The organism is Arthrobacter sp. M4 (assembly GCF_020251205.1).
In the GTDB taxonomy this organism is placed as follows: Bacteria; Actinomycetota; Actinomycetes; order Actinomycetales; family Micrococcaceae; genus Arthrobacter.
The window spans coordinates 453,380-474,725 of the sequence record NZ_JAIWYX010000001.1; the positions used below are offsets into that span (position 1 = coordinate 453,380).

A 21,346-nucleotide genomic window follows, 5' to 3' on the forward strand; every position below is an offset into this window, starting at 1 on the left:
CCCTGCGCTTTATTCCCACTCACGACAAAGGAGTCATTATGGTCAACCCCAACCTGGAGATCGGGCTGCAGGAAGAACCCGCCGCCGCGGCCGTGCCTGCGATCGAAGCACCGCCGCTGGAAAAGGCGAGTGCCAGCTATCTCACCTTCATGTCACTTGCGAACTTCGGCGTCTCGATGGCCTTCATCGTGCCACTCTCCTATTCGCTGTCCGTGCGCATCTCCCAGCTGGCACCCGGGCACGAGGAGGTCCTCGGATACGTTACGGGGACCGCGCAATTCATATCCATCGCCGCAAGCCCCCTCATCGGCGTCTGGAGCGACCGCTTCCGCTCGCGCCTGGGGCGCCGCACACCCTTCATGATCGGAGGCGCCCTCCTGGGGCTCCTCGGCCTCACCGGCATCGCCTTGGCACCCACCGTGCTCCTCGTCGGCGTCGGATGGGTCTTCGGGCTCTTCGGCTGGGCGGCAGCAGGGCAGGCCATTCTTAACCTCCAGGCCGACCGCATTCCCGAGGAACAACGTGGCAAGATCTCCGCCCTCAGCGGCCTCTCGGCCCAGGTGGCGCCTGTGTTGGGCATCGGCATCGCCTACGCTGTCTCCTCAAGCATGCTCCTCGTGTTCCTGGTCCCCGGGTTTGTGGGACTCGCGCTGCTCCTGCTCTTCCCGCTCGTCAAGCGAGAGGGTAGCTCTGTTGGGCTCGTCCACAACAGTGCCGTGAGCGTCAAGAGCCTCCTCTCAAGCTACGTCTTCAGCCCCAGGAAGTACCCGGACTTCGCGTGGAATTGGCTGGGGCGGTTTATCTTCTTCATGGGCCTCTACTTCAACACCACATTCGGCACCTTCTTCTACGCGCAGCGCCTCGGCCTCCCTGTCAAGGAGGTCGCAGGAACCGTGGCCATCATCGGATTGCTGGGCGTCGTGTCTGCCAGCGCCGGCGCGCTCCTCGGCGGCTTCTTGTCAGATAAGCTCCGCCGCCGCAAGCTCTTCACTTTCATCGGAGCCCTGCTCTTCGTGGCCGGCGGCATCACTGAAGCCTTCGCCCACTCCTTGTTTGTGCTCGTGGTCGGTGCCATCCTCATGCAGGGTGCGATCGCCGTTTTCGGCGCAGTCGACGGGGCCATTGTGTTCGCCGTACTTCCCGACCGCGCCCAGGCAGGGCGCTACCTCGCCGTCGTCGGATTCTCACAGCGGATCCCCAGCGCCATCGCCCCGCTCCTGGCGCCGCTGGTGATCGTCCTCGGCGCGAATGGCGCCGAGAAGAACTACACCGCCCTCTACCTCGCGGGGGCCGCCCTCGCACTGATCGGAGGCCTGTGCATCGTCCTGAAAGTGAAGTCCGTCCGATGAGCAATAACCCCGCCATCAATCCTGTCTCCTGGACAGCACAGTGGATCTCGCCTACTGAATCCGAGGAGGACGCCGGTCCGGAAGACAGAGGCGCCTACACGCTTCGCAAGTCCTTCGAACTGAGGGCCATACCCCGCGCAGCGACGCTCTACGCCACCGCTTTGGGTGTCTACGAGGCGTTCATCAACGGCGTCAGGGTAGGCGACGTTGAACTTGCCCCCGGCTCGACGAACTACGACGAGACCCTGTACGCCCAGCAGTACGATGTCGGATACCTTCTCACCACCGGAAAGAATCAGATTGACCTCGTCCTCTCCGATGGCTGGTTCCGCGGTAGGAACAGCGGAGCCCAACGGAGGAACGTCTGGGGCGACACCACCGCCGCCCTCGCGCAGCTGGAGATCTCCCTCGACTCGGGCAGCAAGGTGACCATTAACACCGGTGGTGACTGGTCCACCCTGCCCAGCCCAATCGTCAGGGCAGACCTGATGACCGGACAGACCACGGACTTCCGCATCGACCCCGATCAGGCCGATCCCGCACCGGTTCGCGTTGGATTGGTCTCCCCGCCAGCACCGTCATGGTCGCCGGCCCCGCCGGTGCGCCGAGTGGAGGAACGGAAGCCGACCTCCCTCAGGAGGCTTAGGGACGGAGTATCCATCCTCGACGCCGGCCAGAACCTCTCCGGATGGGTTCGGCTCAGCGACCTCGGGCCCGCTGGATCCAAGACAGTGCTCGAATTCGGCGAGCATCTCGACGCCGGCGGCGACTTAACCACAGAACATCTGGACATGACGACCCCACGCGGGGAACGGCTGAAGTTCAACCAGACGGACATTGTCATCGCGGGAGACAATGGCAACGTCTTCGAACCGCGGCACACTGTCCATGGGTTCCGGTACGTTCGCATCACCCACCCTGGCCGCGAGCTTTCGCCCGAGAACCTGACGGTCGTCGTCGTCCATTCCGACCTCGAGCGGCGCGGATGGTTCCAGTGCAGTTCGCCTGACCTCGAACGCCTGCATGAGGCAGCGGTGTGGAGCTTCAGGGGCAACATCGTGGATGTGCCCACCGACTGCCCTACCCGCGAACGCTCGGGGTGGACTGGTGATTACCAGGTCTTCGCGCCCGTGGCGGCCATGATGTTTGACGTCCAAGGATTCTCCCGGAAATGGCTGCAGTCCGTCCGCGATGATCAGTGCGACGACGGACTGCCGGCCGCCTTCTCCCCTGACTCGGCCAGAATGCGGCGGCATCCGGACAACCCGATGCGAGCCATGGGCGGGTCCGCAGGCTGGGGCGACGCCACGGTTCTCGTCCCCTGGGCGATCTACGAGGCGTACGGCGATTCGGAGATCCTCGCCGAGAGCTGGGAATCGATGGTCCGCTGGGTGGACTACGCGATCAATCTTGCCCGGACTCTCCGGCACCCCACGCGGATCGCGCGGTCAGAGGTGCCGCTCCCCCACGAGCGTTATGTCTGGGACGCGCCATTCCACTACGGTGAATGGGCCGAGCCCAAGCACCGGCGTTCGGACGGATCGCTCATCGACCCCTTGGCGGAGAACCCGTACGCTTACATGAGCGCTGACCGCGGCGAGGTCGGTACGGCGTACCTCTACCGCTCGACGTCGGCCCTAGGCCGCATCGCTCGAATACTCGGCCATGAGGAAGCCGCTGAGCGGTACGGCCGGATCTCCGCTGCGGTGAAGGACGCCTGGCAGACGGAGTTCCTTACACTCGAAGGTCGCACCCGCGAAGACACCCAAGGTGCGTATGTCCGGGCCCTCGCATTCGGCCTCGTCCCCGAACCCCTCCGCGACGCAGCCGTGGATCGCCTCGTGCAGCTCATCCACGAAGCTGACGACCGCATCGGAACCGGTTTCCTTTCCAGCGGGCTGCTGCTGCCAACCCTTGCGGAGCACGGACGGGCAGACCTTGCCTTCCGGCTGCTCCTCCGGCGCGGCATGCCGTCATGGCTCGGAATGCTGGACCGGGGCGCGACGACCATCTGGGAGGACTGGGAAGGCATCGAAGAAAACGGGATCGCCCACGCATCGCTCAACCACTACAGCAAGGGCGCAGTGGTCCAGTTCCTCCACGAATACCTCGTGGGACTGCGCCAGGCACCCGGATCAGTCGGATGGGACAGCTTCGAAGTCCGGCCTTTTCCCGGCGGGGAGGTCAGCTCGGCCAGCTACTGCTTCATCTCGCCCAAGGGTGGCATCGACGTCTCCTGGTCGATCCTCGACGACGAATTCCGGGTCGAATTCACCGTTCCTGAGGGAAGCGAGGCACAGGTCACCTTGCCCAACGGAGCGTCCTCTTCATACGGTCCCGGACGACACCAAGTGTCCTGCCTCACCCCTAGTTTCGTGGGCTGAAGACCATCAAGCGCGCCGACTAGTACATCGTGCGTGTCACTATCACGGTGAAGAGCCACCGTGGACTTTAACAATGGCGATTGGACCGGTCTCCGGAACGCCGGGGAATTGAATCTGCGGAGCACCATGCGCAGTCTCCTCACCCTGTGTCCGGGGCCGCCCAGCGGCCCGCATGCGAAGAAGCGCCACTGCGGAAATGAGAAACCAGGCTATGTTGGTCGCCACGGACGGCCATGCTTCGTGAAACGCGCCATTGACGATGAAGGCGCAAGCGCCGAGGAGATTTGCCATCTGAAAGCCCGCGCCAGTTTTCCACCAACCCATGGAGACGGCCAGATACGCACTAAGGATCGCGGCGGCGCCTGCCCAACCTGCGATTTCCCAGAGCTGTTCCATGTCATCCTTTCAAAGATTTTGCCAACCGCTGAGGGTTGGAGGGTTCGTCGTTGAGGGTGGCCCGAGAGGGCGGATTCGCGCCGCAGCGCCTGAGCCGCCGGCCAGCTGCCGCTGGCATCGCGTCTTCCTATTGTTTCGCGCGCGTTACTACTACATCACCAATGATGTGGCAAATAAGTCATGTAGATCAATTGCATTCTTCTGCAGTGTTGGTTTAGAAATACTTAACATGGAACCAGACCCTCGACGGCTGCTCGTGCTGCTGGCAATAGCCCGTACCGGCGGCGTACTTGCCGCTGCCGACGAACTGAGCATCACGCCGTCGGCCGTATCCCAGCAGCTGAACAAATTGGAGGAAGAGACAGGCCATGTCTTAGTCGAGCGAACCCCCAGGGGCTCGATGCTGACGCATGCAGGCATGGCCATGGCAGAGGCGGCTGAGGAGATCGAACGGGCCCTCAATCTGGCCCGCACTCGAATGGAAAGCGGGGCGGAACTCTCCGGTATCGTGCGGGTTGGCGGCTTTACCAGCTTCCTCCGGACGACCGTTGTCCCCCGCCTGCCCCAGTGGCGTGAGCAATATCCTCAACTGCAGATCCGGATTGTTGAGGACGACGTGCCATCACTGATGCGGCTGCTCCGTAAGCGCGAACTCGACGCGGCCGTCGTCGAACTCGACTCCGCCGCGGCTGAGCAACGCTCGGTTCCCGCCGGGATGTCCGAAGAGCCACTCCTTGACGAACCCTGGAAGCTGGTTGTTCCTTCCGGGTCGCTGCTCTCGACCGAAAAGATCGACCTTGCCCGACTGCCAATCCCATGGCTGGGCGTCAAACCCGAAGCCGCCAGCGCCGCCGTCGTCGGGAGGCTCCCCCGCGCAACGGGCACCCAGGTACAAACCCTCCACCAGTACCAGGAGACACTGACTGCCCTCGCACTCGTGGCTGCAGGAGAAGGCGCCGCCGTGGTACCCGCCTTGGCCCTGACAGGCGTGGACCACAACGGCGTCGACATCCTGGACGTACCCGGACTCGGCACACGTCGCATTGTCCTGCGCAGATTCACCCCGCGCAGGTCCATCAGCACACCGGTGGACACAGTCTCGCGCCTACTGCGCGAATCAGCGGCAACAGTTGACTCCCTCGACGCCGCTCAAAGGCCAGAGTAAGACGGCCAACGCCCGAAGAGTTCGCCTAGGTCGATGGGACGGGCATCCCTGAGTCCGTGCCAGGGTAATTCCGGCTGGCGCTTCAAGGCGGTGACGCCGTGGCTTCTGGAACCGATTACGACCAGGGCGGCGTGATGGCAGCCGCGGCTTGATCGAGTTCGCCGTGGCAGCGGTCGAGCCAGGCTTCGCCCCAGAAGAAGTTGCAGCTCGTCTGGGCTTCGAGAAGATGGCGCCGGGCCAGCTGGAGGCCGGGGTCGGACGGGCCGGTTCGGTCAGCTGCGGCATGGAGTTGCCTGCTGATTTGCCCCACACGTGCCAGGGCGTCACGCTGGGCAAGGCTGCCGGTCCACTGCGTGAAGCCACTGCCGTCGTGCCAGCCGGTGTTCCAGGCTCCGTCGCGCACTCGTACTTCGCCGTAGGGTGCGTGGCGGTCGAGGTGGTCGCTTATGAAGCTGGGAGTAATACCGCCCGCGGTGCCGCTGCGGGCCCGTTCGAGGAGGGGCTGGTAGAAGGCGGTCCAGAAGTTGGCGCCGTCGGTCGTGTTTCTGAACCATCCCCCGTTGTCGCCGTCGGTGGCGGTGGTAACCAATGGCGTGAACTCGCAGTGCCGCGTGCGGGCCTTGACCTCCCGGATGAACCATTCGGGGTCCATCCCGGATTCCTGTGCGTCGGAGAGTTCCCGGTCGCGCACAACCACGGTGATCTGGGCGCCGCCATGGCGGGCGATATGCGTACGGTAGCGCAGTTCGTCCCAGCGCATCGGGTCGACGGCTTCAACATTGTTGGAGTCGACAAGCACGTACCGGTAGCCCATTGCCTGCAGGAGGGGGATGAGCTCCATTGTGAAGCCCATCTCGGGCGGCCAGAACCCGCCAGTGTGGGGGCGGGCGAAGATCCTTTCGCCCGTTTGGCGCCACTCTTGGAGCTGGTCGGGCCAGTCCTGGGCGGGTATCAGGGGCAGGACGGGGTGGTAGTAACCGGTGGCCAGGATGTCGATGATGGCGGTGTTCTGCCAGTGCCAAAGCAGCGATCCGCAGTCCACGATCCCATAAACGCGGGACTGGAAGGCGGGATCCGCGAGCGTGGCGAGCAGGGTTCCTGAGATCGACAGGTGGACCCGGCCGATGTCCTCATAGGGCCACAGGGACCTTGGGATGCGGTCGAGGGCATAGAGGATCTCCCGGGCGGCCCATGGGTCGGCCTCGAGCAGGTTCTCTAGGTTTCCGGCAGGTTGATGCAGATTGAGCACCAGCGCGAAATCGATCCCCCCGGCCATCAGGCAGCCTCGCAGGCTTCGATGGCGCGGCGGGCGAGCTCGGCGCCGTAGTCGGTCCAGATGCCTTGACCCCAGTAGCGGTAGCAACTGGTCTCACACGCCAGCAGGTAAAACAGCGCCCGCCGGTAGGCGGGCTCGCTGCTCGGCACACCGGCGCTGAGGAAGCGCTGGTTGAAAAGGGCGCTGGCCCGCTGCATCGGGGCTAGGACGCTGTCATAGCCGGACACCCAGGAGATGTTGTTGGTCCAACTGCCGCCGTCCATGTGGAACCCGCCGTCCTCCCCGGAGAGCTTTTCGATCACTTCTCCGAGCCGCTCGGGTCCATCGCCGGGGGCGAGCCGTTCCCAGACCCGGTGCTGGCCCACCGGCTGGATCGGCGGCAGGTCCGCCAAATCGACACCGACGGCGGTAAGGGCTTCCAGATACTCTGAAGCGTTGAGAGCGGGTGTGGACGAGCCGGAGGACTCGGCGATGACATCGAAATATTTGGGGGGGAACTCGTTCATCATCACTCCCCCGTTCTCGCCATCTGCGATCTGGGTGACCAGCGGCGGGACCGTCCGTCCGGCCAGCTGTTGGGGTGCGAGGCCCTTGGCCTCATAGTAGGGCTGCATCTGGCCGACCAGCTTGGTGTCGCTGCCTTGTGTTTTGACGATGGCGGTGATCGAGGCGGTCTCGCCGCTGGAGCTAGTGCAGGTGAGCCGGTGGGGAAGGTGCGGGTTGTCTATGGGACTGCCATCGGGGCGTTCGACGGTGTGCTCTTGGACCAGAACCCACTGATAGCCGCACTCAACCAGTGTGCGCACGAACTCATAGGCGATGTCAGGCTGGTTTGGGAGAGCCATCTCCGCCGGGGAGAAGCCCCGAACTCTGCTCAGCGCCTCGGTACCGAAAATGGCGGCGAAGTGGTGCTGCCAGGCACGCACGTGCAATTGGAAGTCCTGGATGGGGGTGGAGGGGGCCACCGCGTGCCCCCAGGTCGTTCCCAGCCACTCCACCGCACTTCGCCAAGGGTCTTCACAGGTAATCCGGGTCAGCGCATCGAACACGTCATTGAGGCCCATCTGGCGCATGCCGTGCAGCAGGGTGCCCGAGTAGTCCAGCATCACCCGGGGAGCCAGTCCCCGTTCCAGGAGTTGCGGGATGAACTCGCCCATCCGCTTGTAGCACTGCACGAAGGTCTGGGCGTTGTGGTTGTCGCCTTGGTCGGGGTGGTCCATCATCCACGCAAGGTTCGAGATCACCGCCGCGTTTTGTAGGTCCTGCCCGCCGGCGGGTATCAACGGTTGGTGCATGTGCAACGCCACGGCGAAGCCGCTTCCCAGCCGGGCGAGGTCAACCTCGTTGAACACTCGCCGTCCCCGACCGGCTGCGATCGATTGGGCGACTTCGGTCTCCTCCCCGCAGATATTCGGCAGGCCATCCACGTACTCGTCCATGACGTCCATCAGCTTCCCTCCCCCGTTGGGGCTACTTGTGGCGAATGTGGTCGTAAATGTTGAGATAGTCCTGGCCCGGGCCAGCCCAGGAGTAGTCGCTGCGCATCGCGTTGAGCATCAGCTCGCGGAACTCGCCTGGGTAGTCGTACCACAACCCGAACGCCCGTTCCAGCGCTGACTCGATAGCAGCGTTGTCAGTCTGGTGAAACGCGTATCCGTTGCGCTGCCAGCCCGGCCGGTCTGAGAAGTCCCGGTCGAAGACCGTGTCCACCATGCCGCCAACCGCCCGCACCACCGGGATGGTCCCGTAGCGCATGGCAATCATGGGCGTCAGCCCGCACGGCTCAAAAATTGAGGGCACCACCATCATGTCCGCCCCCGCGTAGATCAGGTGCGCCAGTTCCTCGCTATAGCCGATCTCCAGGTGGCAGTCCGGGTTGTCGTTGAGGTAGCGCTTGAGATGCCGGAAATGTCCGTTGATCCCGTTGTGCAGGCCGTCGCCTAAGAGCACGAACTGTGCCCCCTTCTCAAGAGCGTAGAACAGGGCGTGATGCACCAGGTGCATTCCCTTTTGCTCGTCGAGCCGTCCCACGTAGGCGACGATCGGGCTGTAGCTGTCCCGCAACAAGAGCCGTTCCCGCAGCCGTTTCTTCGCCTCGTACTTGCCCTCCAACCGCTCCGCCGAATAGCCAGCGGGAAGGAAAGGGTCAATCTCAGGGTTCCAGGTCTCATAGTCCACGCCGTTGAGCACCCCGCCGAACTTGACCTGGTGTGTCGACAACGTGGGCCCCAGCCCGTCCCCGCCGTCGCCGTGCCGGGCCTCGCCGGCATGGTTGGGTGAGACCGTGGTGGTGAAGTTCGAGTACACCACCCCGCCCTTCATCAAATTAACCGTCCCGAACCGATGGTCGTCGCCGAGGCGGTCACGGTCCAGGAAATTTTCAGGCCGGCCCAGCTGGGTGCTCCAAAGCTCCTGGGTGCCGGTCAAACCCTGGTGGCGGAAGTTGTGGATTGTGTAGCACACCCGCTGGTGCGGCATCACATGGCCGTACTGCTCATACAGGAGCACCGGGACCAGTCCGGTCTGCCAGTCGTGGCAGTGGATCACGTCCGGGCGTTTCCCCACCTTGTAGAGGTATTCCATGGCCGCCTTGGAAAAGAACGTGAAGCGGTTCACGTCGTCGGGATACCCGTACATGAGTTCCCGGTCGAAGAATCCCTCGCCCGAGTGCGGCTCGATGAAAAAGCACTTGCGCCCATGAACATAGCCGAACCACACGCTGCAATGGACGGCTGCCCCGTGCCACGGCACCCATAGGTCGTGGTAGTCGATTGTCAAACCCCACACATCCCCGTACCGCATGCCAGCATACTTCGGTAGCACGATCTCCACGTCGTGCCCTCGGATCTCCAGCTCACGGCTCAGCCCGAAAACCACATCGCCCAGACCACCGGCCTTGGCCACCGGCGCGCACTCGCTGGCCACCATGACTACATACATGCCAAACCCCCGCCGTGCTCCAGCTGCCCCTCCACGCTTCGGGCAAACGAGGCGCAGATCGGTCAGCGTTCTTCTCCTGTGAACCGTACCTCGTATCGGGAATCGGGTGCCGTTTTAGGCCCCGTCTATGACTGTACTGTTCCAAGGTTTTCACTGGCGTTAAATTCAGCTCTCTTAAGTTCCACCGCCATTAAGAACGATGTTGAGGTGGCGTGCATGGATTCCGGTAAGACGGCGACCCCACGGCCATTCCCGCCGCGCCGCGATAAACTGGATCGACCATGATCGGTGCCCCGCTCCGTCGTCTGGCCTGGTTCGTCGTCCTAGCGACCCTCCTGTCGGCCTGCGCCCCTGCGGTTAGACTCGATGAGGCAACCACCGAGCGACCGGTCCAGACCGCCTCCTCGGAGGCGCCAACCGCACGCGATGACGTCCCTGCTCCCCACCAGACTCCGTCGCCGTCTCCGACGTCGGTCCCCACGCCCACACCGGTGCCCCAGGCGTTCGCCATAAACCTTTACCAGGAGGGGGACTACGTGCCGCAGTACACCTTTGAGTGGTGTGTGGCGGCGAGCATCCAGATGATGCACAACCTCATCGATGACACGGGGGCCGGCACCTGGGCTGATCGCGTTCAGCAGGGCGAGCTGTGGGAGATGGCCCGGGCCCGGTCGTTCAACTCCTTCAACGGTGCCAACCCCCTGGGTTGGGCGCAGGTATTGACCGAGGTCGGGATGGGGCCGTACGCCGTCGTCAGCGTCGCCGACTACGGCGAAGCGCTGCGGACCGCGGCGCGCGCTATCGCCGCAACGGACCGGCCGGTGGGGCTGGTCATGTGGCGCGGTCGCCACGTCTGGGTGATGAGCGGTTTCGAGTCACTCGGCGATCCCAAGCAGTTCCCGAATTTCTCGGTCACCGGCATCCGCGTCCAAGATCCGCTCTACCCGTACGGCGACCAGCGGTGGGGTCCGTCCCCCGCGCCCAACGCCCTACTCACCCCCGAGCAGTTGGCGACCCAGTTCGTCGTACGCGAGCCGCAACGTTGGAGCAGCGATCTGCCAACCGGCTACATGCTGGTGCTGCCGCTCGCCCATGCCTGATCAGATCCTCGTATTAGTCGCGCATTCGTACGCTTGTTCCCTGGACACCCGAGGAGGTCACTATGACGGTCGCTTTTAACCACACCATCGTCTACGCAACGGACAAGCGCCGTTCGGCGGAGTTCCTGGCAAACGTACTCGGACTGCCGAAACCCCAAACCATGTGGTCTTTCCTGACCGTGCCGCTCGACCATGGAGTGGCCCTCGATTTCGCCACGACGGACCGACCCATAGCCCCGCAGCACTACGCCTTCCTGGTCAGCGAGGAGGACTTCGACGGCATTTTCTCAAGGATCCAGGCCCAAGGTATCCCCTACTGGGCGGACCCGGCACGGTCCCGCCCCCAGCAGATCAACCACAACGACGGCGGACGTGGCGTCTACTTCGCGGATCCTGATGGGCATTTCCTCGAGGCGATCACGCGTCCGTACGGATCGGGTGCCGCATGAAGTGCTAGTCAAACGAGGGACTCCGCACTACATCAGCGCGACCACCGGGATGCTGGTCATTTCCTGCCCAAAACCTTCCCTGAAGCTGTGCAAAACCAGGGGAACTCTTGATCCAGCCGGAGCATGGTTAACCCAGCAGCCGGCAACTTTGGTTAAACAGCCGACACCGGACACAACGTCCAATCAAAAGGTTACGGGAGCAGGGGGAGCCATGAAGCGGATAGCAACGAACCCTTCACCTGGCCGGCCGTCCCGCCAAGGCACAGACCCTCACCTGCCCGGTGAAATCACCGTCCCGGCCGTCGGCTGGTGGACATCGTCGACGGTTGCGAGGACATGCGCCTCCCGGGACCGGGGCTACGACGCCGGATTCGAAATCTGGCCCGACTGCCAAGACTAAAAAAGACAGGCACCACCGCTACGGCCGCAACCTGGCCTACTTCTGGCTCAACAAAAACACACTCGTTAAACAAACTGGTCAGCGAAGGCTGCGCCCACGAAAACACCGACCAGGCCCCAACAAATACCCGGCCACCCTCCGCGTTCAATTGTTCAGCCGTGCGGTGAATACCCCTTTCCACGAAAGACGTCGGAGTAGCATCAAGGTAGGAGCCCGCGAGGAAGTGTGGCGAAATGTTTGACCGATTCACCGACCGTGCCAGACGAGTGGTGGTGCTTGCCCAGGAAGAGGCCGGACGGCTGAACCATGATTCCATCGGTACCGAACACATCCTGCTGGGGCTGGTCAATGAGGGTGAGGGTGTTGCCGCCCAGGCTCTCGCGTCCTTGGGCATTTCGCTCCACACTATCCGCCAGCAGGTGCTCGGGATCATCGGTCAGGGCCAGGAACCCCAGTTCGGCCACCTTCCCTTCAGCCGGCCTGCGAAAAGAGTCCTGGAACTCGCCCTCCGTGAGGCCCTCGAGCTGCGCCACGATTACATCGGTACAGAACACATCCTTCTCGGACTCATCCATGAAGGTGAAGGCATCGCCGCACAGGTGCTCATCAGGCTCGGAGCCGACCTCACCCGCGCACGCCAGCAGGTCATCGAGCTGCTTTCCGAAGGCAGGGAAGCCGCCTCCGGAGCTGGGGTTGGTGTCGGCGCCGGGCCGGAGGTCGCTCCCGCCGGGTCGGCGGTGCTGGACCAGTTCGGCCACAACCTGACCCAGCTCGCTCGGGAGAACAAGCTGGATCCGGTGATCGGCCGTGAACTGGAAATCGAACGCGTCATGCAGGTCCTTTCCCGCCGCACCAAGAACAACCCAGTCCTCATCGGCGAGCCCGGCGTTGGCAAGACCGCCGTCGTCGAAGGCCTCGCCCAGGCAATCGTCCGCGGCGACGTCCCGGAAACCCTCAAGGACAAGCAGATCTACACCCTGGACCTGGGGACCGTCGTGGCCGGCTCCCGCTACCGCGGAGACTTCGAAGAGCGGGTGAAGAAAGTCCTGAAGGAAATCCTCACCCGCGGTGACATCATCCTGTTCATCGACGAGATCCACACCCTCGTGGGGGCAGGTGCCGCCGAAGGCTCCATCGATGCGGCCTCGATCCTGAAACCGGTACTGGCCCGCGGTGAACTCCAAACCATCGGCGCCACCACACTGGACGAATACCGCCTGCACATCGAAAAGGACGCCGCGCTGGAGCGCCGCTTCCAGCCCATCCAGGTCCACGAACCCTCGGCCGCAGCCGCCATCGAGATTCTCACCGGCCTGCGCGACCGCTACGAAGAGCACCACCACGTAACCATCACCGATGGCGCCCTTGCCGCCGCGGCCAATCTCTCCGACCGCTATGTTTCTGACCGCTTCCTTCCAGACAAGGCCATCGACCTGATCGACGAGGCAGGCGCCCGGGTTGGCGTCCGCCGCATGACCGTCCCCCCGGAGCTCAAGGCCCTCGCCGAAGAGATCGCCGCTGTCAAAGCGGAGAAGGAATCCGCGATGGACGCCGGGGACATCGAAGGCGCAGCCAGGCTGCGCGCAAAAGAGCAGAAGCTCATTGCCGAACATGCCGCGATGGAACGCAACTGGAAGTCCGGCGGCCGCAACGGCATCGCCGAAGTGGACGAGGACCTGATCGCCGAAGTGCTGGCCAACGCCACCGGCATCCCGGTCATCAAGCTCACCGAGGAAGAATCCTCCCGGCTGCTGCGGATGGAAGACGAACTGCACAAGCGCGTGATCGGCCAGGACGAGGCCATCAGGGCCCTGTCCCAGGTCATCCGCCGTACCCGTGCCGGACTCAAGGACCCCAGACGTCCCGGCGGCTCGTTCATCTTCGCCGGCCCCACCGGCGTCGGTAAGAGTGAGCTGGCCAAGGCATTGGCCGAGTTCCTGTTCGGTGAAGAGGACGCCCTGATCACCCTGGACATGTCGGAGTACTCGGAGCAGCACACGGTCTCCCGCCTGTTCGGTGCCCCTCCGGGCTACGTTGGCTACGAAGAGGGTGGCCAGCTGACCGAGAAGGTCCGTCGTCGTCCGTTCTCAGTGGTGCTGTTCGACGAAGTGGAGAAGGCCCACGCCGACCTCTTCAACTCCCTCCTGCAGATCCTGGAAGACGGCCGGCTCACCGACTCCCAGGGCCGTGTGGTGGACTTCAAGAACACCGTCCTCATCATGACCACCAACCTTGGCACCGCGGACATCTCCAAGAGCGTGCCCACTGGCTTCCAATCGGGAACCGACACACAGACCGGCTACATCCGGATGCGGGCACGCGTCACCGAAGAGCTCAAACAACAGCTCCGCCCCGAGTTCCTCAACCGCGTCGACGACATCATCGTCTTCCCCCAGCTCACACGGGAGGAGATCCTCCAGATCGTGGACCTGATGATCGGCCGCCTGGCCAATAGCCTGGCGGCCAAGGACATGGGCCTTGAACTCACCACCCCGGCAAAGGCGCTGCTGGCCGCCCGCGGCTACGACCCGGCCATGGGCGCCCGGCCCCTGCGCCGGACCATCCAGCGCGAAATCGAGGACCAGCTTTCCGAGAAGATCCTCTTCGGCGAACTGCACGCCGGTGAAACTGTGATGGTCGACGTCGACGGCGAAGGCGACGAGGCCAAATTCACCTTCAAAGGAACCACCGAACACCGCATCCCCGGCGCAGTGCCCGCCACGGGCTGAACAGCCACCAACCAGAGTTCAATTGACTCGCACGCCGTCCACTGCCTCAAGGTCAGTTCGGTTTGGGGCGTGGGCTACGTTTCGGCCAGCAAGTCGGCCGGAGACCATGGCCCATCCGATGTGCAGGCCATGGTTAAGGAGTTGGAGTCCTCCTTGGCCGGTGGAACCAGCGGCCCATAGTCCGGGAATTGCCTCGCCGTCGTCTTTCGTTACGCGCAACTGCGTGTCGACCGCAAGGCCGCCGTCGGCCAGTGTGACGTAGGCATTCATCGGGCCCAGCGCGTAGAACGGGGCCTCGTTGATGCCGTCGCCAAGGTGTTGGCGGCCGAACAGGCTGTCCTTTCGATTGGCGACGTCGCTGTTCCATTCCTGAATGGTGGATCGTAGAACTGAAGGGGCCACGCCCATGCTAGTGGCGAGGTCCTCGATGGTTTCAGCCTTGTGATAGACGTCCGGCCGGTACCGTTTGTAGTCATCGACGTAAGCGTAGGCGACGCCGGGGAAGGTCGAGACGGGGTTGGGCCAAGCGGAAAACTTCCTTGCCACTCGATCATCGAAGACCATGAAGGCAGTGTTCAACTCATCAGCGGCCGCGGCGCGGGCCATGAGTTTGTCGGAATCCTCGTTGGCTATCCGTTCCCCCGAATGCCCCACCAAGATGGCCCCTGCCTGGTACATCGTGTTATTTGGCCCAACCCAGCTGGTCAGCGCGCCGCGGATCACGTAGGCCAGCAGCTTCTTGGGCAGTCGCTCGACTATCAGGCGCATAGCCTTGGACAGCAACGGGTGCGAGGGCAGGATCTTGATGGGGTCGGGCCGATTCGAGGGAGCGAACCGCAGTCCCTCGTAGAGCCGGTCCATCTGGATCATGACTCCGCCAACGTCGGTGCCCAGCTTGAATCCGTCCCCGGTGTTGTTGGGATTCACCGGCGGAACCTTGGCGGCGGCCTCACCGACGAACTCGGCCTTCATCTCTGGGGATGCGGAGTAGTCTCCGGTGGCCAGGATGACGCCTCTGCGGGCGAAGAAGTCCGTGCCGTTCGCCCGTGCCCCGATAATCTCGCCCGCCGCATTGCGCAGCAGCCCTTCAACTCTGGTGGACGTGCGCACGTCGACGCCGCGCTTCCTACATTCGCGTAACAGCGCTGAAGCGTAGGCGGAGGAGTTGGGCAGGACGTTGTGCATCCTAGGCTTCTCGTACGGCGGCTCGGGCGTCGGCCCCAGGAACTGGACACCGATGCTGGAGAGCCATTCCACTGTGGGTCCGGCATTCTCGGCCAGGATCCGCCGCAGTTCCTTGTTTTCCCGGTCCTCGTAGTGGCCGTTCGCGACCTTCATGTCCGCGACGAACAGCTCGATGCTGTCGTTGACGCCCGCGCGGTACTGGTACGAAGTGTTGGCAGCGGTGAATGACCCGACGGACATTGCTGTGCTGCCCCCGACCTTCGGGCACTTTTCGAGCACGATGACAGTGGCTCCGCTGGTCGCTGCCGAGATGGCCGCGCTCATTCCTGAGCCGCCGCCACCGATGATGAGTACATCTACCGTTGTGTTCATGCCGTTTCTCCCTTTGTGCTCAGGTGCCCGGCTCTGAGCGGAACCGCGTTGCGGTCACGTACGGTTCCGGAGGCCGCACGCTCCGCCGCCGATCGCCCGGCCCAGCTTCCAGTGATGTACCCGGGCGCGAGCCCGCCCGCGTAGCCGTAATTGGACAGCCCTCCAATGTCCGCTCCGGCGGCGTAAAGGCCGGAGATCGGCTGGCCATCGTGGTCCAGGGCCTCTCCGGAGGTGTTGGTGCGCACTCCCCCGAAAGTGAACGTGATGGATGGCTGGACCATCAGCGCATAGAAGGGTCCTTGCTGGGGGGCGCGGGCCGTCTGGGAGACCTTGATGCCGCGGGCGACTCTCCCTCCGCTGGCCACAGTGTGGATGTAGGCGTCCAGGGTAAGTCCCAGGGCTTGGCGGTCAATTCCCCACACGGCGACCTTGTCCAACAGTTCGGGGAGGCTGTCGGCCACCGCGTACAGGCCACCGGCTTCGACGGCGGTGGCGAACCTATCGGTGGCTCCCAGCCCGGGGAATGGCTCTTCCATCGCCTCGGTGCTGCGCACGTGCTCGTCGAAAATCAGCACTCCGCGGGCCTGCGGCTGGAAAGTTACCGCCTGGTTGAGCAGTTCGTCACCTTCCGTCTCGTCCGTGAACCGTTCCCCGAGCATGTTCAGCAGGATGGTGGACCCTGAGTAGTACTGCGAATACGGCAGATAGTCCTCCTGGCGGAACCGGTCCACAGGATAAGGCAGGAGGTGTCCGTAGAAGGTGCTCATCGCCGTCGTGCCCCCGGCGCCAGCCGTGCGGGCCAGACGCAAGCCGTCGCCAACGCTGCCGGGATTGGACCGCAACATCAGCCGATCAGCATTCGGACCAATATAGCGGGTCAGTTCATCCCGGGCGCCTTGGAAACCGCCGGTCGCCAAGATGACCGCTCCCGCTTCATATCGCACCAGGCGATCCTTGTCCTCACGGGCAATCACCCCCGTGACCTTGCGGCCGTCATGCAGAAGTTCAACCACCGGCGAATTGGCCCTTACCTGGCCTCCGGCCGCGAGGATTCTTTCACGACACCAGGCAAGGATGCCGTGGATGTCGGTGGAGTATCCGATGCCGAAGGTCATGATGGCCTCTTTGGGTTCATCCGCCACCCTCACGCCTGAGGCGCGCAGCTCGGCCAACGCGGCCTGGTAATCCCCGACCAGACGAGCCCCTAGCTCAGGGTTTCCCATGGGGATGCGAGTCCTGTATGCCTCGACGGTGGGCGCGGTCCAGAACATGCCGGCCGACAGGGCGGCCGACCCTCCGAAGCTGTCCAACTTTTCCAGCAAAGCCACTTTCGCGCCGTGCCGCGCCGCCGTCATTGCGGCGGAGGAACCGCTGACGCCGGATCCGACGACGACGACGTCGACCTGGCGTGCCTCGTCGACGCTTTCATGATGTGCCATGGAAATGCTCCTTTGCATTGATCCGGATCTCAGGCAGTTGGGACGGCAAGGCGTGAAGCGACGTGCTCGGCCGCGATGCGCCCGAAGACGGCGCCCTTGCCCAGGGACGTGCCGGTGATGTACGCCGCGCCGTGGAATCCGCCGGTCAGCTCACCGATGGCGTAGAGGCCGTCGATGACCTCGCCGTCGACGTCGATGACCTGGGCCTGGTCAGTGATCGTCAGGCCGCAGTATGTGGTGGTCATGAGCGACTTGGCCGGGTAGGCGTAGAAGGGCGCCTCGTTGATGGGCAGCAGATGACCGACGCCGTTGCAAAGGCTGGTGCGCCCAACCTCGTCAGGCTGGTCACCGGCGACGGCGGCGTTGTAGGAGCGGATTGTCTCGGACAGGGCGCGGGGTTCTATTCCCGCGATTTCGGCCAGTTCCTCAAGGGTGTCCGCCTTATGCAAGTGGCCGAGCTCCTCGAGGGTGTCGATGTCTTTCAGTGGGATGCCGCGGTGGGACTTCGCGCGTACTTTCGCGTCGAAGATTTCGAAGCCAAGTCCTTCGGGTTGGTCCAGGACAACCCGGCCCAGCGTCTTGTAGTCCTTGGATTCGTCGACGAAGCGCCGGCCGTGCTTGTTCACGATGACGGCTCCCATGTAATAGGCGGTTAGGAGTTCGTGGAAGTCTTCCCCCGTGTCCGGGTGGGATCCGTAGGTGCCGCTGATGAATGACATGTCGGCCATGCCTGCCCCGAGCTTCCAGGCCATCCGCAACCCGTCCCCTGTGTTGCCTTTGCCGCCGTAGGGGATGGCGGCCAACTGCTCCGGCGCAAAGGTTTTCAGCAGCTCGGTCCCTCGGCTGAATCCGCCGGTCGCCAGGATGACACCGCCGTTTGCGGTGAATTGCTCTTCGACCTGGTCTGACTGCGTAATTACTCCTATGACGCTTCCCGACTCGTCTTGCACCAGTCGCACGGCCCTATGGTTGAGGAACGTCGTTCCCCCAGCGGCGGTAAAGTCCCGGTGCAGTGCTGCCAGGACTTCCTTGATCACCGAGTTATGGCTGCGGCGCGCCGACTGCCCTGCGCTGATCTCCACCTCGCGGAATTGCACTCCGTGGTCTTTGAGCCACCGATAGGTCTCCTCCTGGCGGTTGAGGTAGGCCTGCAGCAGGGACCTGTCATTGAGGTGCTGGCCGCCTTCGAGCATGTCCTGCAGGAACAGTTCGGGAGAGTCCTCGATGGCTTCCGCTTTTTGCTCCTCGGTACCGGTGAATGCGAACCAGCCCCCGCTCATCGCCGAGGAGCCGCCGAGGCTGGCGGTCTTTTCCAGGAGGGCCACGTTCAGTCCCGCTTCAGCGGCCGACGTTGCCGCCGTCTGCCCGGCGATGCCGGAGCCGACGACAATCAGGTCAAAGTTATGTTCGCGCATGGTCTTGTGCACGCTCGCTTTCAGATGACTTTCGTGAAAAGTTGAAGGGTTGCCGCAGTCATTGCGGAGTCCCGGTGCTGCTCAGCAAGTACGCCAGCCGCCATTGATGTCGAGGCTGATGCCGGTGATGTAGCTGGCCTTGTCGCTGATGAGGAACGCAACGGCGTCGGCAATTTCCTCAGGTTTCGCGAAGCGCCTCATCGGTACTTGCCCCAGGAGCCGCTCATCCACGGGAACGTCACCCATCATCGGCGTCTGAACGAAGCCCGGCGCGATTCCGTTGACGCGGATGCGGCGGCCTGCCAGCTCATGCGAGAGGCTGGCAGTCAGATTTTGCAGGGCCGCCTTGGACGCTCCGTAGGCCACGCTGCTGGGCAGGAACGGACCGAAGCTGGCATCGGACGGACCGCCGGTGCCCAGCTTGGCAGTGATGGACAGCAGGTTCACGATGCTCGCACTGCCGTCTGTTGGCATGTAGCGGAATGCCTCGCGGACAAGAAAGAACGGGGCGCTGACATTGACGGCCATCACCTGGTTCCATTCCTCGTCAGCGAGTTCGAAGAACGGGATCTTCCGACCGTTGCGTTTTGGGGAGATGCCGACGGCATTGACCAGGACACTGATCTGCCCCGTCTCGGCGGCGACGGCAGCCAGCGCGCGGTTAACCCCGCTGTCGGTGAGATCACCGGCGAAACCGCGGTGATCGGCGCCGTCGATCTGGGGAAGGCTGGCAGCTGCCTGGTCGGCTGCGGCCTGGTCAATATCGGCTACGACGACGGCATAGCCCTCGGCTGCGAGGCGCCGGCTGATCGTACGGCCGATGCCGCCGGCTCCGCCGGTGACAATTGCCGTCCGCGTGAGTGTGCTGGGTTGCGAGAACGCCTGGTCCGTTGATTGGGCAATCGTGATTTCCATTGCGACCCCTCAATTTGTGCTGAACGCCGTGTGCGCGTCATCGACGGAAACGGGGAGGGAACGAATGGGTGAGAAGGAGGTGGGGTACATGATTTTGTTCTCCATGGTCATGATCATGGGACGGATAATGGCCAGGCATTCCTGCCACTGCGGGCTCTTGGCCAGCTGGGTCCGGCGTGTTCGCCGGTCCTCCAGGTCTGCATAGGCCCAAAAATGGTTCAGCTCGTTTTGGCGGCCGAACTCCGTGAGGAAATATCCGAGGAAACCTCCCAGGATTGGCTTTTGGGCGGGCAGCCCGATTCCCTCGTACGCCGCAAGATAGTCCCTAAGACTGGCGCCGGTGTGCAGGATGTAGGTCCGCTGCTCGACGATCACAGGTCACCGCACCACAACGTTGGTCGAGGTCTGGACATTCGGATCACCGGTTTCGTGGACCGGCACGTACCGTCCGAACCGATGAGGCTTCCCTTCCAGGGTCCTGCCGTCACCCATGAAGAGCATGTTGATGAGCGCCGCAATGATGGTGACGACCCAGAAGATGGTGATCGAGACGGTGTTGCCGGCGGTGATGGTCATCAGCCAGGAGGCGAGGAAAGGCGCAGGTGCTGCGAAGATAAGGTTCGCCCCCGTCAGCGCCAGAGCCGATCCTGTGTAGCGCATGTGGGTGGGGAAGGCTTCGGCGAAGAGCGCTCCCTGCCCGGCATTGCCGAACTGCGCTGAGACCAGCGCGAAGGCCACCACGCCAAGTGCCAGCGGGAAGCTGCCGAGGTCCGCCACGGGGAAGAAGATGAAGGCTGCCAGCAAGGTGCCGGCCGAGCCGATCATGAGGATCCTGCGACGGCCGTAGACGTCGGACAGCCGGCCGCCCCACCAGATCGCGATTACGGACAGGAAATTGGAGATCATGATGATGGTGAACGTCTCGCTTTGGCTGAATCCGTGGCTGGTCAGGTAGCTGATGCCGAAGACGGAAACGATGTAGAACGTGATGACGATGGGCGCGAAAGCCAGGATCAGCCGAAGTATGGTCAGGCCGTGCGATTTCATCACAGTCCCAGGATTGGTCTGTTCTGCCGCAACTTCCCTGACGCCTTCCTTGAAGACCGGAGTTTCTTCGACCTTTAGACGGATGTAGATACCCACGGCCACGAGGAAGATGCTCAGCAGGAACGGCACCCGCCAGCCCCAGGACAGGAAGGCCTCCCCGCTTAGTACACCGGATAGTACCGCGAGCATCAGATTGGCCAGTACCTGGCTGATGGGCGAACCCATGGCCATAAGGGCCCCATAAAATGAGCGCCGGTCCTCCGGAGCGTGCTCCATCGTCATGAGCTGCGCTCCAGTGGCCTCTCCACCCAGGGCAATACCCTGAATGAAACGCATGAGGACCAGTGCCAGCGGTGCGATGAACCCGATTGAGGAGTACGGCGGCAACAGCCCGATGATCATTGACGCTGCCCCCATCAGGATGAAGGTAGTCAGCAGGATTTTGCGGCGGCCGAACCGGTCCCCCAGATGACCGAAGACGATGCCTCCCAGCGGCCGGGCGAAGAACCCGACGCCGAACGTGGCGAACGAGGCCAGCAAACCAATTACCGGGTCCAGCTTGTTAAAGAAGACGACGGGAAAAACAGTTGCCGACATCGCCCCATAAACGGCGAAGTCGAACCATTCCAGGGCCGAGCCAAAGGTTCCGCTGACGACGGCACGCTTGGCCTGACGCGGAGCAGGTGTGCGGGTCCGCACCGGACGCTTCAAATACGGGATGGGGGTGGGCTGACTCATCATGACTCCTTTGTCGGTGAGCGGTTTTGCAGGTGCCAGGCGACGCT

General features: G+C 63.3%; 16 protein-coding genes. 6 read left to right on the top strand and 10 right to left on the bottom strand.

The genetic code is table 11. The features are described 5' to 3' along the window. The first annotated feature begins 38 nt into the window (after nucleotides 1-38). Both LD110_RS02100 and LD110_RS02105 read left to right on the top strand, forming a co-directional pair. Nucleotides 39-1,349 carry an MFS transporter gene (locus LD110_RS02100; protein ID WP_225496006.1) on the top strand — a complete coding sequence of 437 codons (1,311 nt, stop codon included), beginning with the start codon at nucleotides 39-41 and terminating at the stop codon, nucleotides 1,347-1,349. Then, entirely contained in the window at nucleotides 1,346-3,733 is a 2,388-nt protein-coding gene (locus tag LD110_RS02105) for an alpha-L-rhamnosidase (protein ID WP_225496008.1), read from the top strand. Before LD110_RS02100 ends, LD110_RS02105 begins: the two co-directional genes overlap by 4 nt. A gap of 42 nt (nucleotides 3,734-3,775) precedes the next feature. Here the strand turns inward: LD110_RS02105 and LD110_RS02110 are convergent, their stop codons facing one another. After that, nucleotides 3,776-4,129: a hypothetical protein gene (locus LD110_RS02110; protein WP_225496010.1), complete on the bottom strand. Its 354-nt coding sequence runs from the start codon at nucleotides 4,127-4,129 to the stop codon at nucleotides 3,776-3,778. Between the two features lie 229 nt (nucleotides 4,130-4,358). Between LD110_RS02110 and LD110_RS02115 the strand changes: the two genes are divergently transcribed. Beyond that, a complete protein-coding gene (locus LD110_RS02115; RefSeq protein WP_225496012.1) occupies nucleotides 4,359-5,294 on the top strand; it encodes a LysR family transcriptional regulator in 936 nt (311 codons plus the stop codon). A gap of 115 nt (nucleotides 5,295-5,409) precedes the next feature. Here the strand turns inward: LD110_RS02115 and LD110_RS02120 are convergent, their stop codons facing one another. The 3 genes from LD110_RS02120 to LD110_RS02130 are packed head-to-tail and all read right to left on the bottom strand — an operon-like array spanning nucleotide 5,410 to nucleotide 9,510. After that, on the bottom strand, nucleotides 5,410-6,570 hold the full coding sequence (locus LD110_RS02120) for a hypothetical protein (protein ID WP_225496014.1): 1,161 nt from the start codon (nucleotides 6,568-6,570) through the stop codon (nucleotides 5,410-5,412). After that, the gene (locus LD110_RS02125) at nucleotides 6,570-8,018 is read right to left on the bottom strand and encodes a hypothetical protein (RefSeq protein WP_225496016.1); all 1,449 of its coding nucleotides are present in this window, start codon (nucleotides 8,016-8,018) and stop codon (nucleotides 6,570-6,572) included. The genes LD110_RS02120 and LD110_RS02125 overlap by 1 nt, the downstream gene beginning before the upstream one ends. Before the next feature lie 22 nt (nucleotides 8,019-8,040). Then, entirely contained in the window at nucleotides 8,041-9,510 is a 1,470-nt protein-coding gene (locus tag LD110_RS02130; RefSeq protein ID WP_225496018.1) for a glycogen synthase, read from the bottom strand. Nucleotides 9,511-9,791: 281 nt separating this feature from the next. Here LD110_RS02130 and LD110_RS02135 point away from each other — a divergent pair, with 281 nt between their 5' ends. From LD110_RS02135 to LD110_RS02145, 3 genes are all read left to right on the top strand, one after another. Further along, the gene (locus LD110_RS02135) at nucleotides 9,792-10,610 is read left to right on the top strand and encodes a hypothetical protein (protein ID WP_225496020.1); all 819 of its coding nucleotides are present in this window, start codon (nucleotides 9,792-9,794) and stop codon (nucleotides 10,608-10,610) included. A gap of 62 nt (nucleotides 10,611-10,672) precedes the next feature. Next, nucleotides 10,673-11,059 (top strand): VOC family protein, encoded by a 387-nt coding sequence (locus LD110_RS02140; RefSeq protein WP_225496023.1) that lies wholly within the window; start codon nucleotides 10,673-10,675, stop codon nucleotides 11,057-11,059. Between the two features lie 633 nt (nucleotides 11,060-11,692). Then, on the top strand, nucleotides 11,693-14,188 hold the full coding sequence (locus tag LD110_RS02145) for an ATP-dependent Clp protease ATP-binding subunit (RefSeq protein ID WP_225496025.1): 2,496 nt from the start codon (nucleotides 11,693-11,695) through the stop codon (nucleotides 14,186-14,188). Between the two features lie 18 nt (nucleotides 14,189-14,206). Here the strand turns inward: LD110_RS02145 and LD110_RS02150 are convergent, their stop codons facing one another. From LD110_RS02150 to LD110_RS02175, 6 genes are all read right to left on the bottom strand, one after another. Further along, complete coding sequence (locus LD110_RS02150) at nucleotides 14,207-15,745, bottom strand: FAD-dependent oxidoreductase (protein ID WP_225496026.1); 1,539 nt, start codon at nucleotides 15,743-15,745, stop codon at nucleotides 14,207-14,209. Then, nucleotides 15,742-17,184, bottom strand: coding sequence for an FAD-dependent oxidoreductase (locus LD110_RS02155; protein WP_263854819.1), 1,443 nt, complete (start codon nucleotides 17,182-17,184; stop codon nucleotides 15,742-15,744). Before LD110_RS02155 ends, LD110_RS02150 begins: the two co-directional genes overlap by 4 nt. 29 nt (nucleotides 17,185-17,213) lie before the next feature. Then, nucleotides 17,214-18,611 (bottom strand): flavocytochrome c, encoded by a 1,398-nt coding sequence (locus LD110_RS02160; protein WP_225496028.1) that lies wholly within the window; start codon nucleotides 18,609-18,611, stop codon nucleotides 17,214-17,216. A 69-nt stretch (nucleotides 18,612-18,680) separates the two neighbouring features. Continuing rightward, complete coding sequence (locus tag LD110_RS02165; protein ID WP_225496029.1) at nucleotides 18,681-19,514, bottom strand: SDR family NAD(P)-dependent oxidoreductase; 834 nt, start codon at nucleotides 19,512-19,514, stop codon at nucleotides 18,681-18,683. A 9-nt stretch (nucleotides 19,515-19,523) separates the two neighbouring features. Beyond that, nucleotides 19,524-19,889 (bottom strand): NIPSNAP family protein, encoded by a 366-nt coding sequence (locus tag LD110_RS02170; protein WP_225496030.1) that lies wholly within the window; start codon nucleotides 19,887-19,889, stop codon nucleotides 19,524-19,526. A gap of 3 nt (nucleotides 19,890-19,892) precedes the next feature. Continuing rightward, on the bottom strand, nucleotides 19,893-21,299 hold the full coding sequence (locus LD110_RS02175; RefSeq protein ID WP_225496031.1) for an MFS transporter: 1,407 nt from the start codon (nucleotides 21,297-21,299) through the stop codon (nucleotides 19,893-19,895). Between the last annotated feature and the right edge of the window lie 47 nt (nucleotides 21,300-21,346).

Excerpts from the sequence above, each read along its gene's own strand:
- LD110_RS02155 (WP_263854819.1), bottom strand. The coding sequence starts at position 17,184 with ATGGCACATCATGAAAGCGTCGACGAGGCACGCCAGGTCGACGTCGTC.
- LD110_RS02115 (WP_225496012.1), top strand. The coding sequence starts at position 4,359 with ATGGAACCAGACCCTCGACGGCTGCTCGTGCTGCTGGCAATAGCCCGT.
- LD110_RS02105 (WP_225496008.1), top strand. The coding sequence starts at position 1,346 with ATGAGCAATAACCCCGCCATCAATCCTGTCTCCTGGACAGCACAGTGG.
- LD110_RS02175 (WP_225496031.1), bottom strand. The coding sequence starts at position 21,299 with ATGAGTCAGCCCACCCCCATCCCGTATTTGAAGCGTCCGGTGCGGACC.
- LD110_RS02135 (WP_225496020.1), top strand. The coding sequence starts at position 9,792 with ATGATCGGTGCCCCGCTCCGTCGTCTGGCCTGGTTCGTCGTCCTAGCG.
- LD110_RS02150 (WP_225496026.1), bottom strand. The coding sequence starts at position 15,745 with ATGAACACAACGGTAGATGTACTCATCATCGGTGGCGGCGGCTCAGGA.
- LD110_RS02125 (WP_225496016.1), bottom strand. The coding sequence starts at position 8,018 with ATGGACGTCATGGACGAGTACGTGGATGGCCTGCCGAATATCTGCGGG.
- LD110_RS02145 (WP_225496025.1), top strand. The coding sequence starts at position 11,693 with ATGTTTGACCGATTCACCGACCGTGCCAGACGAGTGGTGGTGCTTGCC.
- LD110_RS02140 (WP_225496023.1), top strand. The coding sequence starts at position 10,673 with ATGACGGTCGCTTTTAACCACACCATCGTCTACGCAACGGACAAGCGC.
- LD110_RS02110 (WP_225496010.1), bottom strand. The coding sequence starts at position 4,129 with ATGGAACAGCTCTGGGAAATCGCAGGTTGGGCAGGCGCCGCCGCGATC.
- LD110_RS02130 (WP_225496018.1), bottom strand. The coding sequence starts at position 9,510 with ATGTATGTAGTCATGGTGGCCAGCGAGTGCGCGCCGGTGGCCAAGGCC.
- LD110_RS02120 (WP_225496014.1), bottom strand. The coding sequence starts at position 6,570 with ATGGCCGGGGGGATCGATTTCGCGCTGGTGCTCAATCTGCATCAACCT.
- LD110_RS02100 (WP_225496006.1), top strand. The coding sequence starts at position 39 with ATGGTCAACCCCAACCTGGAGATCGGGCTGCAGGAAGAACCCGCCGCC.
- LD110_RS02165 (WP_225496029.1), bottom strand. The coding sequence starts at position 19,514 with ATGGAAATCACGATTGCCCAATCAACGGACCAGGCGTTCTCGCAACCC.